The organism is Bacillus sp. FSL K6-2431 (genome assembly GCF_038005165.1).
Lineage (GTDB): Bacteria > Bacillota > Bacilli > Bacillales > Bacillaceae > Bacillus > Bacillus pumilus.
On record NZ_JBBOSQ010000001.1, the window covers coordinates 3,474,895 to 3,490,917 of the forward strand.

The window sequence follows — 16,023 nt, forward strand, 5'->3', positions numbered from 1 at the left end:
AACTGCCAAAACGGCAGTCATGTAGCAATCATGAAGTTAAGATCCAACGAGGTGTATAATGGTTGCCAAAATAAACATTGAGGCGAAAAATCCGAATGTGACGATAAAACCAACGGCTGAGTCGGTCACATCATTCCGCTTGCTTTGAACATTTTTTTCAAATTCATTCATTTTCATCCCTCCTGGCTAATTTTAGTATACTTGAACTCATTTGGAATTGCTAGAAGGTAAAGTAACCGTTTTCCATTTTCATGATCATTTTATGAATATCGTCTGAAGCAAGCTGACCCGGGAGCTTGCACCAGACGTTTACTATAAATGAGGAGGCGGTACTTTCAGCTTCCTCTTTACTAATGTCTTCGCACACTTTAGGATAGAGGAGGAAGTGAAAGAGAGGGATTCAATTTATGGTCTTTGAGGTTTGGAACAATTTAAAAAGAGGGGATATCCATCCCGTTTATTGCTTATATGGAAAAGAAACGTATTTACTGCAAGAAACAGCAGCTAAATTAAGACAAGCTGTAGTAGACGAAGAGACAAAGGATTTTAATTTCTCCGTCTTTGATATGGAAGAGGTGCCGCTTGAACAGGCTGTGACAGATGCAGAAACCTTTCCGTTCATGGGAGAAAGACGTCTCGTTGTGATCAAGAACCCTTATTTTCTTACAGCGGAAAAGAAAAAAGAGAAGATTGAGCATGAGCTTTCTCTGTTAGAAGCTTATTTAGAAAAGCCGGCGCCTTATACCATTCTCGTCTTATTGGCACCATATGAAAAGCTGGATGAACGGAAGAAAATCACCAAATTGCTAAAAAAGAAAGCGGCTATGGTTGAGGCAAAAGAGTTAAACCCAAAAGAAACAACGGATTTCACCATTACGCTGGTGAAAACAGAAGGAAAGGCGATGACATCTGAAGCGGCTGAGCAGCTTGTGATGCTGTGCGGCGGAAGCCTATCCTCATTGTTTCAAGAGGTCAGGAAGCTGAGTACATATATTGGAGAGCGAGAAGAAATTGAATTAGCGGATGTCAATCAGCTCGTTGCAAGAAGCTTAGAGCAGAATATTTTCGAATTAATTAACCAAATTGTCAACAGACGCCGCTCTCAGGCCATGCAGATGTTTTATGATTTGCTGAAACAAAATGAGGAACCCATTAAAATATTAGCACTTATATCCACTCAATTTCGTTTGATTTTACAGACGAAGTATTTCGCTCAGCAAGGATATGGGCAAAAACAAATTGCTTCAAATCTAAAAGTCCACCCATTCCGCGTGAAACTTGCTATGGATCAGGCAAGGCTGTTTTCAGAAGAAGAGCTGAAGCAAATTGTCAAAGAGCTATCAACGATCGATTATGAAATGAAAACCGGTAAAAAGGACAAGCAGCTATTGCTAGAATTGTTTCTGCTTCGCCTATTAGGCGCTTGAACATAAAAAAACGACCTTCTAAAAAGAGGGTCGTTTTTGTTTAGATGTATAATTGTCAGTCTGTCCTAATGGCTGAGCCGGTCAGGACGGACGTACAGTTAAACAGTTGCCTCATTACTGAGGCGTTGCAAGCATTATGCAGAAAGTCCGTTTACTTGTTTAGCAAGTCTTGACTTGTAACGCGCAGCTGCGTTTTTGTGTACAAGACCAGTTTTAACGGCTTTGTCAATGCGTTTTGCAGCAGAAGAAAGAGCAGCTTTTGCTTGCTCAGCATCGTTGTTAGCTACAGAAACTTCAACTTGTTTAATCGCAGTACGCATCGCAGACTTGATTGTCACGTTGTGTGCACGGCGTTCGTTATTCGTTTTTGTACGTTTGATCGCTGATTTAATATTTGGCATGTGTTTCACCTCCTAAGATACAACCTAAACACAATTGTCTTAAGGTTAAATCTTCACAATAGAACAAGTTGTATTCTATCAAACACACCTTTAGAATGCAATATAAATGTAAAGTATTTTTCATTGATGAAGCGCTCGAATGTTTCTTTCAAGAGATGGAAAGACTACTGTTAATTACTTGGTGGAAGGAGTCTTTTTATGGAGAAACAGAAACTTGATTTAAGTGCTTATCAAATTCGGACAGACTTGGCTGTTGAAACAAAAGAGATACTAGAACAAGAGAACGATCCGAATGTTGTCAAAAAGGATGGAATTCAAGGGATTGTCGAAAAGGAAAAAGAGGAGCATGGCATCCGTATACGCACGGTGGAGATTACGAAAGAAGGGGAGGCGCTGACCAGCAAAAAGGCAGGAACATACTTGACACTTGAGGCGCAGGGCATTCGGGAGAAAGATTCTGAGATGCAGGAAAAAGTTGTCGAAGTCTTTGCCCATCATTTTGCTCAGTTTTTAAAAGATCGAGGCATTCAGACTGATGCGAGCTGTCTTGTAGTAGGACTAGGAAACTGGAATGTCACGCCAGATGCGCTAGGTCCGCTCACGGTTGAAAGTCTGCTTGTGACCCGGCATCTTTTTGAATTACAGCCGGAAAATGTACAGGAAGGCTACCGCCCAGTGTCCTCTTTATCACCGGGAGTGATGGGACTGACTGGTATTGAAACAAGCGACATTATACAAGGCGTGATCGAGAGGTCCAAACCCGATTTTGTCATTGCAATCGATGCCCTTGCTGCTCGTGCAGTGGAACGGGTGAATACGACGATTCAAATCTCTGATACAGGTATCCATCCCGGTTCAGGTGTAGGGAATAAGCGAAAAGAATTAAGCAAAGAAACGTTGGGAATTCCAGTGATTGCGATTGGCGTTCCGACAGTGGTAGATGCAGTCACCATTGCAAGTGACACAATTGATTATGTCTTAAAGCATTTTGGTAGAGAACTGAAAGATGACAGGCCGTCCCGCTCTCTTGTGCCGGCTGGTTTGACGTTTGGGAAGAAAAAAGTTCTAAACGAAGAAGACTTACCAGATGAAGAAACGCGTCAATCATTCTTAGGTATCGTAGGAACTCTTCCAGAAGAAGAGAAACGGCAGCTGATCCATGAAGTGCTTGCACCGCTAGGGCAAAATCTCATGGTCACGCCTAAGGAAGTGGATACATTCATTGATGATATGGCAAACGTGCTCGCCAATGGATTAAACACAGCGCTTCATCAAAAAATCTCTCAAGATAACATGGGTTCTTATAATCATTAATCGGTTCTACTTTCTCTAGCTCGCTCATAGTGTAATTACTAGAAAGCGTGCTGGAGGGAGTAAATCATGAAAAAAAGACCCCGCCGTCCTCGACAGTTGGTCGTTGCGATTAATGGAACAAAAGTAGTCAAAAGCATTTTCTTATTTATAGCCTCGCTTGTTGTAGTGTTTGTGATGTCAGGGGCGTTGACATCTTTAAAACCTGAGCTGAGGCCACAAGCCTCGCTATATGGTGTAGCAGATGAGCTTTCCGGGGCGTTTTTCGCCACATTAATGGGCATGGAAAACCAATATTTCGCCTCAGCCGTCCCGAAAGATCAAAAAGGGTTTCATTTCTCTGGACTGTCACTCAAGCTTGCGACCAGTATCAATTTAGAAGACCCGCGTAGTTTTCTAGGTAGAGAACTTCCAGGCTTTGAACATTTTGATACAAAAATCATCTTAGCAGGTGAAGGAACAGACTATACCAACATGCCAATGGAATCGCCGCCGCCAAGTGAAGTCATTCAAGATGAAAAAGAAGCAAATTTAGCAGAGCTGGACAAGCTCGACAAAGATGTGCCGAAAAAGCCTGCGAAAGAGCCGGACCGGTCGACAGGAAAACGAAAAGCTGTGTACATTTACCATACACATAATACGGAATCATATTTACCATTTTTAAAAGGAGAAACGAATCCAAACAATGCACGGCACTCAAAAGTGAATGTCACCCTTGTCGGTGACATGTTCGGAAAGGCGCTTAATCAGCAAGGAATCGGGAATACGGTCGACAAAACAGAAGTTGAAAAACGGCTTCTGCAAAAAGGACTAAAGTATCCCCAGTCTTATAATGAATCAAGACTGGTCGTAAAAGAAGCCTTAGCGAAAAATGATGATCTAGAATATTTAATCGATATCCACCGTGACTCGAGAAGAAAGAAAGACACTACTGCCGAGATCAAAGGGAAAAAATATGCGAGAATTGCGTTTGTTGTTGGGAAGAAGAATCAAAGCTATGAGAAAAACCTCAAGCTTGCGACGGAGTTCCACCATTTGATGGAGAAAAAATATAAAGGACTCAGTGTCGGTGTGTTTGCCAAAGGCGAAATTGGTGATAATGGAATTTATAATCAAGATTTATCCGACAAAGCCCTTCTTTTAGAATTTGGCGGAGTGGATAATAATATGGAAGAATTGAAAAATGCATCCAATGCAGCAGCTGATGTCTTCAGCGACATTTTCTGGGATGCGGAAAAAGTAAACGGCAAAGCAAAGGATGAGAAAAAACGCTCTTGAGGTGGTGACGGTGCATGGGATCATTTATGGGAAAAACCATTATTTTAGGACTGGTCTTGCTATTTGGCGTCTTTTTAGGAATGCAACAGGCAAATAATGGCATGCTGCAAATGAAGGGTTACCATGACCCGCAATTAAAAGGCGCTTTCTCCATCCAAATGAACGACGAAGAAGAACGAGAAGCCTCTATCTTAGGAACGGCTGTTACAGAAAAGGATCTTGCCGAAAAACAAAAGCAGCTTGAGGAAATAGAGAGCTTTAATGCCTTCTCCAAAGCAGGAAAGGTGTTGTCTGATGGCATGACACATGCAGCTCGTTCTCTTTATGATTGGGTAAATGGGAAATAAATAAATCTACACCATATGACTAAAGCCGCTAATCAATGAGCGGCTTTTCTTGATTTCGATTGAATCTTTACAGCCCTATTGATATAATCTAACCTAGCGCAACCCGCGTTTTATAGTAGGAGTGATAGATTGTGACAGATAAAGAAAAACGATTAGAACGGCAATCAAGAATTCGAAATTTCTCCATTATCGCCCATATTGACCACGGGAAATCCACATTGGCCGACCGTATTTTAGAAAAAACAGCGGCGATTACGCAGCGAGAAATGAAAGAACAATTACTTGATTCCATGGACTTAGAGCGTGAACGCGGCATAACGATTAAATTAAACTCTGTCCAGCTGAAATATAAGGCGAAGGATGGAGAAGAATATATTATGCACCTGATTGATACACCAGGGCATGTCGACTTCACCTATGAGGTATCTCGAAGCCTTGCTGCCTGTGAAGGTGCGATTCTCGTAGTAGATGCAGCACAAGGAATTGAAGCACAGACACTTGCGAATGTTTATTTAGCTCTTGATAACAACTTAGAAATTCTTCCGATTATCAATAAAATCGATCTGCCAAGTGCAGAGCCTGAGCGTGTAAGAGGAGAAATTGAAGATGTCATCGGGTTGGATGCGTCTGAAGCTGTTCTCACCTCTGCTAAGGCTGGTATTGGGATCGAAGATATTTTAGAACAAATCGTCGAAAAGGTGCCAGCACCTGCTGGGGACCCAGAAGCACCGCTTCAAGCTCTTATATTTGATTCTCTCTACGATGCGTATCGCGGCGTTATTGCGTACATACGAATTGTGGAAGGAACGGTCAAACCAGGTCAGAAAATCAAAATGATGGCGACGGGCAAAGAATTTGAAGTCCTTGAAGTCGGCGTATTCACACCAAAAGCCATGCCGACAGATGAACTCACTGTTGGAGATGTTGGCTACTTAACAGCAGCAATTAAAAATGTCGGCGATACACGTGTGGGGGATACGATCACAAGTGCGGTGAACCCAGCGAAAGAAGCGCTGCCAGGATACAGAAAGCTGAACCCAATGGTTTACTGCGGTCTTTATCCGATTGATACAGCGAAATATAACGATTTACGTGAAGCACTAGAAAAGCTTGAATTAAATGATTCTTCACTTCAATATGAGGCAGAGACGTCCCAAGCACTTGGCTTCGGTTTCCGCTGCGGCTTTCTTGGAATGCTTCATATGGAAATCATCCAAGAACGGATTGAGCGTGAATTTAAAATCGATCTCATTACGACAGCACCAAGTGTTATTTACGATGTGTATATGACAGACGGAGAAAAAATCATCGTCGATAACCCGTCCAATCTGCCTGATCCGCAAAAGATTGAGAAAATTGAAGAACCATACGTGAAAGCAACAATGATGGTGCCGAATGACTATGTAGGCTCTGTCATGGAGCTTTGCCAAGGAAAGCGCGGACATTTCATTGATATGCAATACCTTGATGCAAACCGAGTGAGCATTGTGTACGAAATTCCTTTGGCGGAGATCGTGTATGAATTCTTTGATATGCTCAAGTCCAACACAAAAGGCTATGCGTCCTTTGACTATGAGCTGATTGGCTATCGTCCATCTACTCTAGTGAAAATGGACATCATGCTGAATGGTGAAAAAATCGATGCCCTTTCCTTTATTGTTCACCGCGATTACGCCTATGAACGAGGCAAGATCATCGTAGAAAAGCTGAAAGAACTCATTCCACGCCAGCATTTTGAAGTACCAGTTCAAGCGGCGATTGGACAAAAAATTGTGGCTCGTTCTACCATTAAAGCGATGCGTAAAAACGTACTTGCTAAATGTTATGGTGGAGACATTTCCCGGAAAAGAAAGCTTCTTGAGAAGCAAAAAGAAGGGAAAAAGCGCATGAAACAAGTGGGCTCTGTTGAAGTCCCGCAAGAAGCATTTATGGCTGTGCTGAAGATGGACGACAGCACACCGAAAAAATAACATCCTCCTCAAGGCAACCTGCTTTACAATGTCAGCCTTGGCGTTTATAGTCGAAAACAAACAAAGGTGCCGCAGCGATAAACTGCGGCTCTTTACCTGTAAAGAAGGTGTCATCAAATGAAAGCAGCATACATTCACATTCCATTTTGTGAGCACATTTGCCACTATTGTGATTTCAATAAATTTTTCATTAAAACGCAGCCAGTCGATGAATACTTAGCGGCTCTTGAAAAAGAGATGCAGCACACGATCGAGCAAAAGGGTGAGCAAGAACTCAAGACGATCTTTATTGGCGGGGGAACTCCGACATCATTGACCGTTAGCCAGCTAGACCAGCTTATGAACAGCATTCACCGTGTGTTAAAGCCGGCAAAAAACCTGGTTGAATTTGCAGTTGAAGCGAATCCGGATGAATTATCACTCGAGAAGCTGCATGTGTTAAAAGAAGCCGGTGTCAATCGGCTAAGCTTTGGCGTCCAAACCTTTGAAGATGATTTGCTCAAAAAAATCGGACGAGTTCATCAAAAGAAAGATGTTCTCACGTCCTTTGAGAGAGCTAGAGCGGTTGGATTTGACAACATTAGCCTTGACCTCATGTTTGGCTTGCCGCATCAAGAAAAGCATCATGTTATGAATTCACTTGAGACAGCTTTCTCTTTAGGAGCAGAGCATTATTCTGTCTACTCACTGATTGTGGAGCCGAAAACGGTGTTTTACAACTTAATGCAAAAAGGAAAACTGCATTTACCGCCGCAAGAACGTGAGGCTGAAATGTATGAACTTGTGATGGATGAAATGGAGCGCCATGGATTACATCAATACGAAATCAGCAATTACGCCAAACCTGGCTTTGAAAGCCAGCATAACCTGACCTATTGGAGCAATGAAGATTACTTCGGTTTCGGTGCAGGGGCACACGGGTATGTAGATGGCATCCGAAATGTGAACGCAGGACCAGTGAAGCATTACTTGGAACTGATTGAGCAAACTGGGTTCCCGTATAAAGAAACTCATCAAGTCACAAAAGCAGAGCAGATAGAAGAAGAAATGTTTCTAGGCCTTCGAAAAATCGAAGGGGTGAAAAGTGCCGACTTCCAAGCCAAATATGGTGCTTCACCAGAAGCTCTTTTTCCCTCAGTTCTTGAAGAATTAGAAGAAAAAGGTCTCATTGTAAAAGATGACATTGGAATTCGTTTGACAAGAAAAGGGAAATTGTTAGGAAATGAAGTATTTCAAGCGTTTCTCGGTGAGTTATAATTGACATTTTAATTTGAGTTTGGTAATTTTGTTTATACAATTAGCACTCGTTGAAAGAGAGTGCTAACAGGGGTGATGATGATGTTAACAAATCGTCAGCTTTTGATTCTGCAAGTCATCATTAATGACTTTATTCGTTCGGCGCAGCCAGTTGGATCAAGGACTCTTTCTAAAAAAGAGGACATCACATTCAGCTCTGCGACGATTAGAAACGAAATGGCTGATTTGGAGGAACTTGGTTTTATCGAAAAGACCCATTCTTCATCAGGAAGAATTCCTTCAGAAAAAGGATATCGTTATTATGTAGATCATTTGCTCTCTCCGCGAAAACTGTCGTCTAAAGATCTTGTGCTTATCCAGTCGGCTTTTCAGGAGAAAATTTTTGAGCTGGAAAAAACAGTTCAAAAATCGGCGGAAATTTTATCAGATCTCACAAACTATACATCGATCGTGCTTGGTCCAAAGCTGAGTGAAAATCGATTAAAGCAAATTCAGCTTGTCCCCGTTCAGCCAAATAAAGCCGTAGCAATCATGATTACAGACAGCGGACATGTTGAAAACAAAACCATTACCTTCTCTGAGCATCTCGATGTCTCCGATATTGAGAAGCTGATGAATATTTTGAATAGCCGCTTAGCTGGCGTTCCAATGGACCAGTTGAAGGACAGGATGTATAAAGAAGTAGTCATGCTTCTGCGCACACATTTAAAAGATTATGATCACATTTTAGATGCGCTTGGCAACACATTTACATCGACACAAAATGAATCAAAACTTTTCTTTGGCGGGAAGATTAATATGTTGAATCAGCCTGAATTTCATGACATCGACCGCATTCGCTCACTCATGATGCTGATTGAGCAAAAGAATGATGTCATGCAGCTGTTTCATCCAAATCAGCAAGGTATCACCATTAAAATCGGTTCAGAAAACAATTTGGAAGCAATGGAGAACTGTAGTTTGATCACAGCGACTTATTCGATTGATCAAAAATCACTTGGCTCCATTGCCGTCATCGGACCAACCCGCATGGATTACGGGCGAGTCGTTAGTCTTTTGCATCATGTATCAAAAGACTTGTCAAACGCACTTTCCAATTTGTATGATGAGTAGGGTGATAAAAAGATAGGGGCACTGCCCCTTCGTATTCTTGAATCTTTTGAGGGAGGTGAACACAATGTCAGAAGAAAAACAGACACCTGAGCAAGAAGCAGAGGTTGAAGCACAAGAAGAAGCAGTTCAAGCAGATACTGAGGAAGCAAAGCATGATGAACAGTCTGCCTTCCAAGAGAAAATCGATGAATTGCAGCAGCTTCTAGATGAAAAAGAAAACAAGATTCTGCGTGTTCAAGCAGATTTTGAAAACTATAAACGCCGTGCTCGAACTGAAGTGGAGACCGTGCAAAAATATCGTTCTCAACATGTTGTCAGCGATCTTCTCCCAGCTCTTGACAACTTTGAAAGAGCGCTTGGAATTGATCCAGACAATGAGCAGGCGAAAAGTTTGTTAGAAGGAATGCAAATGGTTTACCGCCAGCTGGTAGAAGCGTTGAAAAATGAAGGCGTTGAACCAATTGAAGCTGTCGGCAAAGAGTTCGATCCAAACCTTCATCAAGCCGTCATGCAAGTTGAAGATGAAAACTTTGATTCAAATATCGTAGTAGAAGAATTGCAAAAGGGCTATAAACTCAAAGACCGAGTTATTCGTCCATCAATGGTAAAAGTAAATCAATAACTACATAATGGGAGGTCATCGATTATGAGTAAAATCATTGGGATTGACTTAGGAACAACAAACTCATGTGTTGCAGTACTTGAAGGCGGAGAGCCAAAAGTCATTGCAAACGCTGAAGGAGCACGTACAACACCATCTGTTGTCGCTTTTAAAAATGGAGAGCGCCAAGTTGGTGAAGTAGCGAAACGCCAATCAATTACAAACCCGAACACAATCATGTCTGTTAAAAGACACATGGGTACAGACTATAAAGTAGAAGTTGAAGGCAAGAACTATACACCGCAGGAAATCTCTGCAATCATTCTTCAACACCTTAAATCTTACGCTGAAGGCTACCTTGGCGAAGAAGTAACAAAAGCTGTTATCACAGTTCCTGCTTACTTCAACGATGCAGAACGTCAAGCTACAAAAGATGCTGGTAAAATTGCTGGTCTTGAAGTAGAACGTATCATCAACGAACCAACAGCAGCTGCGCTTGCTTATGGTTTAGATAAAACAGATGAAGATCAAACGATCCTTGTATACGACCTTGGCGGCGGTACATTTGACGTATCAGTCCTTGAGCTTGGAGACGGCGTCTTTGAAGTACGCTCAACTGCTGGGGACAACCGTCTAGGTGGAGACGATTTTGACCAAGTGATCATTGATCACTTAGTAGCTGAATTCAAAAAAGAAAATGGCATTGACCTTTCAAAAGATAAAATGGCGCTTCAGCGTTTAAAAGATGCTGCTGAAAAAGCGAAAAAAGATCTTTCTGGTGTATCTTCTACACAAATCTCACTGCCGTTTATCACAGCTGGAGATGCAGGTCCTCTTCACCTTGAATTAACGCTAACACGTGCTAAATTCGAAGAGCTTTCTGCAGATCTTGTAGAGCGTACAATGACACCTGTACGTCAATCATTGAAAGATGCTGGTTTATCTGCTAGCGAGATTGATAAAGTCATCCTTGTTGGTGGATCAACTCGTATTCCTGCAGTACAAGAAGCAATCAAAAAAGAAACAGGCAAAGAGCCTCATAAAGGTGTAAACCCTGATGAAGTGGTTGCTCTTGGTGCGGCGATTCAAGGTGGAGTCATCACAGGAGATGTCAAAGACGTTGTTCTTCTTGATGTAACACCACTTTCTTTAGGAATTGAAACAATGGGCGGCGTATTCACAAAGCTGATTGAACGTAATACAACAATTCCAACAAGTAAATCTCAAGTATTCTCAACGGCTGCTGACAACCAAACAGCGGTAGACATCCATGTTCTGCAAGGTGAGCGCCCAATGGCAGCAGACAACAAAACATTAGGTCGTTTCCAATTGACTGACATTCCGCCAGCACCACGCGGCGTACCACAAATCGAAGTATCTTTTGATATCGATAAAAACGGTATTGTCAACGTACGTGCGAAAGATATGGGTACAGGCAAAGAGCAAAACATCACCATCAAATCTTCTTCAGGTCTTTCTGATGATGAGATCGAAAAAATGGTCAAAGAAGCAGAAGAAAATGCTGAAGCAGATGCGAAGAAAAAAGAAGAAATCGAAGTGCGCAATGAAGCAGATCAATTAGTGTTTACAACAGAAAAAACATTAAAAGATCTAGAAGGCAAAATCGATGAAGAGCAAGTGAAAAAAGCAAACGACGCGAAAGATGCACTAAAAGCTGCGATCGAAAAAGGCGAGTTTGAAGACATCAAAGCGAAAAAAGATGAGCTGCAAACAATCGTTCAAGAACTAACGACAAAGCTTTATGAAGAAGCTGCAAAACAAGCACAAGCTCAGCAAGAAGGCGCTGAAGGTGCTCAAAAAGCAGATGACAATGTAGTGGATGCAGAATACGAAGAAGTAAACGACGATCAAGAGAAAAAATAATCACCTTTACTTTTGAAAAAGACTGCTGAAACGTACTCGTCAGAAAGTCAAAGTCAGGATCTCTTGGCTTTGACTTTTTTTCTTTCCAACGATGAAAGCAATTGAAAAAGGTCAAATCAAAATGATACAATCGTACTTATGTGAGAAAATCGGGAGTGTGAAGAGATGAGTAAGCGTGATTACTATGAAGTGCTTGGCGTGAGTAAGAGCGCCTCAAAAGACGAGATCAAAAAGGCATACCGCAAGCTTTCAAAAAAGTATCACCCTGATATTAATAAAGAAGCTGGCTCAGATGAGAAATTCAAAGAAGTAAAAGAAGCCTATGAAACCCTTTCTGACGATCAAAAACGTTCGCAGTATGATCAGTTCGGTCATACCGATCCAAACCAAGGCTTTGGCGGCGGCGGTTTTGGCGGAGGAGGAGACTTTGGCGGCTTCGGCGGCTTTGATGACATCTTCTCTAGTATTTTTGGCGGTGGAGCCAGAAGAAGAGATCCAAATGCACCGCGTCAAGGAGCAGACTTGCAATATACAATGACGCTTTCATTTGAAGAAGCAGCATTTGGGAAAGAAGCAACGATTGAAATTCCTCGTGAGGAATCATGTGAAACGTGTCATGGATCAGGGGCAAAGTCTGGGACAGAAGCGAAGACTTGTTCACATTGCGGCGGCTCTGGTCAATTAAATGTTGAGCAGTCAACTCCGTTTGGTAAAGTGGTCAACCGCAGAGTATGTAACTACTGTAGCGGAACAGGAAAACAAATCGATCACAAATGTTCTACATGCGGCGGCTCTGGTAAAGTGCGTAAGCGTAAGAAAATCAATGTGACGATCCCAGCTGGTGTTGACGATGGTCAGCAGCTCAGAGTGTCTGGTCAAGGGGAGCCAGGTGTAAATGGAGGACCTCCAGGCGATCTATTTGTTGTGTTCCATGTGCGTTCGCATGAATTCTTCGAGCGAGACGGGGATGACATTTACTGCGAAATGCCGTTAACCTTCGCACAGGCTGCATTAGGTGACGAAATTGAAGTGCCGACATTACACGGTAAAGTGAAATTAAAAGTCCCTGCTGGCACGCAAACTGGCACGAAGTTTAGACTCAAAGGAAAAGGTGTGAAAAATGTACGCGGCTATGGCCAAGGCGATCAGCATATCGTTGTACGAGTCGTCACACCAACAAATTTAACGGACAATCAAAAAGATATCATTAGAAAATTTGCTGAAGTGAGCGGAAATAAACCGGACGAACAAGAGATGAGCTTCTTCGATAAGGTAAAACGCGCATTTAAAGGCGAGTAAGACGGATAAGGAGTTGGTAGTATTGAAGTGGTCAGAAATTAGCGTCCATACAACAAATGAAGCGGTGGAACCAATCACCAATATTTTGCATGAAGCAGGTGCGAGTGGTGTCGTGATTGAGGACCCGCTTGATTTAGTCAAGGAACGTGAAAATGTATACGGTGAGATCTACCAGCTCGATCCGAATGACTATCCTGAAGAAGGGGTCATCGTCAAAGCCTATCTTCCAATGAACAGCTTTTTAATGGAAACGGTAGATGAGATCAAAGAAGCCATCAACAATCTTCTTCTATACGATATTGACCTTGGACGAAATACGCTGTCCATTTGTGAAGTAAATGAAGAAGAATGGGCCACCGCATGGAAAAAATACTATCATCCTGTGAAAATCTCTGAAAAATTCACCATCGTTCCAACATGGGAAGAATATACTCCGGTTCATTCTGATGAACTGATTATTGAAATGGACCCAGGAATGGCATTTGGAACAGGGACACATCCAACAACCGTTCTTTGTATTCAGGCGCTTGAGCGCTATGTGAAGGAAAACGATACGGTGATTGATGTTGGAACAGGCTCTGGGATTTTAAGTGTGGCAGCAGCGATGGTTGGTGCAAAGGACATTCAAGCCTTTGATCTCGACACCGTTGCGGTTGAAAGTGCAAAGCAAAACATCGAGCTAAATGGTGTAAGCGAACAAGTGACGGTCAAGCAAAACAACTTACTTGATGGGATTTCAGGTGAACGTGATGTGATCGTCGCCAACATTCTCGCAGAAGTGATTTTGCGCTTTACAGATCAAGCCTATGACTTATTGAAGAAAGATGGCTATTTCATTACATCAGGCATCATTGGACAAAAGAAATTACAAGTCAAAACAGCATTAGAAGAAGCAGGTTTTGACATTGTTGAAGTGCTGTCAATGGAAGATTGGGTCAGCATTATAGCGAAAAAATAAAGCGAGTAGGTGTCAGGACACGTATGCAACGATATTTTATCGACCTCACGAAAGAAGAAGTGATCGCAAAGGGATCTATCGTCATCAATGGTGAAGATGTACATCACCTTTCCAACGTCATGCGCATGAAAGCAGGGCAGGAAATCCTTTGCTTAACGACAGACGGCTTTGAAGCGCTCAGTAAAATTGATACAATAACAAAGGAAGAAGTCATTTGTCACGTTGAAGGCTGGACAAATCAGGACAGAGAGCTTCCGGTAAGAGTAACAATTGCGAGCGGTCTCCCAAAGGGAGATAAGCTTGAGCTGATTATCCAAAAAGGCACAGAGCTTGGCGCAAGCGCATTTATCCCGTTTCAAGCGGCTCGTTCTATTACAAAAATTGACCAAAAGAAGTCACATAAAAAACGAGAGCGCTGGGAGAAAATCGCGAAAGAAGCAGCTGAACAGTCCTACCGGAATATCATTCCTCGTGTTGATCCAGTATCAACATTTAAAGAGCTGACTCAATTAGCTGGTGAATTCGATAAATGTGTCGTTGCATACGAAGAATCATCGAAAGAAGGAGAGCAAAGCCGCTTTCAAACTGTGCTCCAACAGATGAAAGGCGGACAAACCTTGCTAGTGGTTTTTGGCCCTGAAGGCGGTTTAGCAGAAAAGGAGATTGAAGCGCTTGAAACGCATGGTGCAGTCATTTGCGGGCTTGGACCACGCATTTTAAGAACAGAAACAGCTCCTCTTTACGCGCTTTCTGCTATATCTTATCAAACAGAGTTATTAAGAGGTGAATCATGATGGGAACAGTAGCGTTCCATACACTTGGCTGTAAGGTCAATCACTATGAAACAGAAGCGATCTGGCAGCTGTTTAAAGAAGCAGGCTATGAAAGAAAAGAGTACGAATCAAAAGCAGACGTATACGTCATTAATACATGTACGGTCACGAATACTGGCGATAAAAAAAGCCGCCAAGTCATTAGAAGAGCCATTCGTCATAACCCGGATGGTGTCATTTGTGTAACAGGCTGTTATGCGCAAACATCTCCAGCAGAAATCATGGCGATTCCTGGTGTTGATATTGTCGTGGGAACACAAGACAGACATAAATTACTCGGTTACATTGAAGAATATCGCAGAGAAAGACAGCCGATTAATGGGGTTGGCAATATTATGAAAGCACGTGTGTTTGAAGAACTCGATGTTCCTGCTTTTACAGACAGAACACGTGCGTCATTAAAAATCCAAGAAGGCTGTAACAATTTCTGTACATTCTGCATTATTCCTTGGGCTCGCGGACTTCTTCGTTCTCGTGATCCAGAAGAGGTCATCAACCAAGCGCAGCAGCTTGTGGATGCCGGCTATAAAGAAATTGTATTAACAGGTATTCACACAGGTGGATACGGAGAAGACTTAAAGGATTATAACTTTGCAAAGCTTCTGAAAGAATTAGATGAACGTGTCAACGGCTTAAAACGAATTCGTATTTCATCTATCGAAGCAAGTCAAATTACAGATGAAGTGATAGAAGTGCTTGATCAGTCAGATAAGATTGTCAGACACCTTCACATCCCGCTTCAATCTGGCTCTAATACAGTGCTGAAAAGAATGCGCCGTAAATATACGATGGAATTCTTTGCAGAGCGTTTGACAAAGCTGAAAAAAGCATTGCCAGGTCTTGCTGTCACCTCTGATGTGATTGTAGGATTCCCTGGAGAAACAGAAGAAGAGTTTTTGGAAACATACAACTTTGTCAAAGACCATCAATTCTCTGAACTGCACGTATTCCCTTACAGCAAACGTACAGGTACGCCAGCTGCAAGAATGGAAGATCAAGTGGATGAAAATGTGAAAAACGAACGTGTCCACCGCTTGATCGCTCTTTCTGACCAGCTTGCGAAAGAATACGCATCAGCTTATGAAGGAGATGTCCTAGAGATTATTCCGGAAGAATCCTTCAAAGAACAAGAAGGAAAGCACAATCTTTATGTGGGCTATACAGATAACTATATGAAGGTTGTTTTTGAAGGAACAGAGGACATGATCGGCCGTTTGGTCAAAGTGAAAATTACGAAAGCGGGTTATCCTTATAACGAAGGACAATTCGTTCGTATAAGCGATGAAGTACAAACAGACAAAGTGAGAATGACCTCATAATCAATCAAACACCGGTGCCAAAAGG

Annotated in this window: 15 protein-coding genes; 13 read left to right on the plus strand and 2 right to left on the minus strand. The window is 42.2% G+C overall.

All coding sequences use genetic code 11. The annotated features are described in order from the left end of the window. Positions 1-36 precede the first annotated feature (36 nt). Positions 37-171, minus strand: a complete 135-nt coding sequence (locus tag MHH40_RS17565) for a YqzM family protein (RefSeq protein WP_012010638.1) — start codon at positions 169-171, stop codon at positions 37-39. A gap of 236 nt (positions 172-407) precedes the next feature. Between MHH40_RS17565 and holA the strand changes: the two genes are divergently transcribed. Further along, complete coding sequence (gene holA / locus MHH40_RS17570; RefSeq protein WP_050943732.1) at positions 408-1,427, plus strand: DNA polymerase III subunit delta; 1,020 nt, start codon at positions 408-410, stop codon at positions 1,425-1,427. A 134-nt stretch (positions 1,428-1,561) separates the two neighbouring features. On the opposite strand, the gene rpsT is transcribed toward holA, so the two are convergent. Beyond that, positions 1,562-1,828: a 30S ribosomal protein S20 gene (gene rpsT, locus MHH40_RS17575; RefSeq protein ID WP_003217506.1), complete on the minus strand. Its 267-nt coding sequence runs from the start codon at positions 1,826-1,828 to the stop codon at positions 1,562-1,564. Between the two features lie 198 nt (positions 1,829-2,026). Between rpsT and gpr the strand changes: the two genes are divergently transcribed. The 12 genes from gpr to mtaB all read left to right on the plus strand — a co-directional run bounded on the left by gpr (position 2,027) and on the right by mtaB (position 15,998). Then, on the plus strand, positions 2,027-3,142 hold the full coding sequence (gene gpr, locus MHH40_RS17580; protein WP_003217353.1) for a GPR endopeptidase: 1,116 nt from the start codon (positions 2,027-2,029) through the stop codon (positions 3,140-3,142). Positions 3,143-3,208: 66 nt separating this feature from the next. Continuing rightward, positions 3,209-4,417 (plus strand): stage II sporulation protein P, encoded by a 1,209-nt coding sequence (locus MHH40_RS17585; RefSeq protein WP_050943733.1) that lies wholly within the window; start codon positions 3,209-3,211, stop codon positions 4,415-4,417. A 14-nt stretch (positions 4,418-4,431) separates the two neighbouring features. Next, positions 4,432-4,764 (plus strand): YqxA family protein, encoded by a 333-nt coding sequence (locus MHH40_RS17590; protein ID WP_050943734.1) that lies wholly within the window; start codon positions 4,432-4,434, stop codon positions 4,762-4,764. A gap of 131 nt (positions 4,765-4,895) precedes the next feature. Continuing rightward, positions 4,896-6,734 carry a translation elongation factor 4 gene (gene lepA / locus MHH40_RS17595; RefSeq protein WP_050943735.1) on the plus strand — a complete coding sequence of 613 codons (1,839 nt, stop codon included), beginning with the start codon at positions 4,896-4,898 and terminating at the stop codon, positions 6,732-6,734. Positions 6,735-6,851: 117 nt separating this feature from the next. Further along, positions 6,852-7,991: a radical SAM family heme chaperone HemW gene (gene hemW, locus MHH40_RS17600; RefSeq protein WP_050943736.1), complete on the plus strand. Its 1,140-nt coding sequence runs from the start codon at positions 6,852-6,854 to the stop codon at positions 7,989-7,991. A gap of 81 nt (positions 7,992-8,072) precedes the next feature. After that, positions 8,073-9,104, plus strand: coding sequence for a heat-inducible transcriptional repressor HrcA (gene hrcA, locus MHH40_RS17605; protein WP_050943737.1), 1,032 nt, complete (start codon positions 8,073-8,075; stop codon positions 9,102-9,104). 64 nt (positions 9,105-9,168) lie between these two features. Beyond that, positions 9,169-9,726 (plus strand): nucleotide exchange factor GrpE, encoded by a 558-nt coding sequence (gene grpE, locus MHH40_RS17610; protein WP_003217485.1) that lies wholly within the window; start codon positions 9,169-9,171, stop codon positions 9,724-9,726. Positions 9,727-9,750: 24 nt separating this feature from the next. Then, positions 9,751-11,589, plus strand: a complete 1,839-nt coding sequence (dnaK, locus tag MHH40_RS17615; protein ID WP_050943738.1) for a molecular chaperone DnaK — start codon at positions 9,751-9,753, stop codon at positions 11,587-11,589. A gap of 165 nt (positions 11,590-11,754) precedes the next feature. Continuing rightward, complete coding sequence (gene dnaJ, locus MHH40_RS17620) at positions 11,755-12,888, plus strand: molecular chaperone DnaJ (protein ID WP_050943739.1); 1,134 nt, start codon at positions 11,755-11,757, stop codon at positions 12,886-12,888. Positions 12,889-12,910: 22 nt separating this feature from the next. Continuing rightward, the gene (gene prmA / locus MHH40_RS17625) at positions 12,911-13,846 is read left to right on the plus strand and encodes a 50S ribosomal protein L11 methyltransferase (RefSeq protein ID WP_003217481.1); all 936 of its coding nucleotides are present in this window, start codon (positions 12,911-12,913) and stop codon (positions 13,844-13,846) included. Between the two features lie 23 nt (positions 13,847-13,869). After that, positions 13,870-14,640, plus strand: a complete 771-nt coding sequence (locus MHH40_RS17630; protein WP_050943740.1) for a 16S rRNA (uracil(1498)-N(3))-methyltransferase — start codon at positions 13,870-13,872, stop codon at positions 14,638-14,640. Continuing rightward, positions 14,640-15,998, plus strand: coding sequence for a tRNA (N(6)-L-threonylcarbamoyladenosine(37)-C(2))-methylthiotransferase MtaB (gene mtaB / locus MHH40_RS17635; RefSeq protein WP_050943741.1), 1,359 nt, complete (start codon positions 14,640-14,642; stop codon positions 15,996-15,998). Before MHH40_RS17630 ends, mtaB begins: the two co-directional genes overlap by 1 nt. The last annotated feature ends 25 nt before the right edge of the window (positions 15,999-16,023 follow it).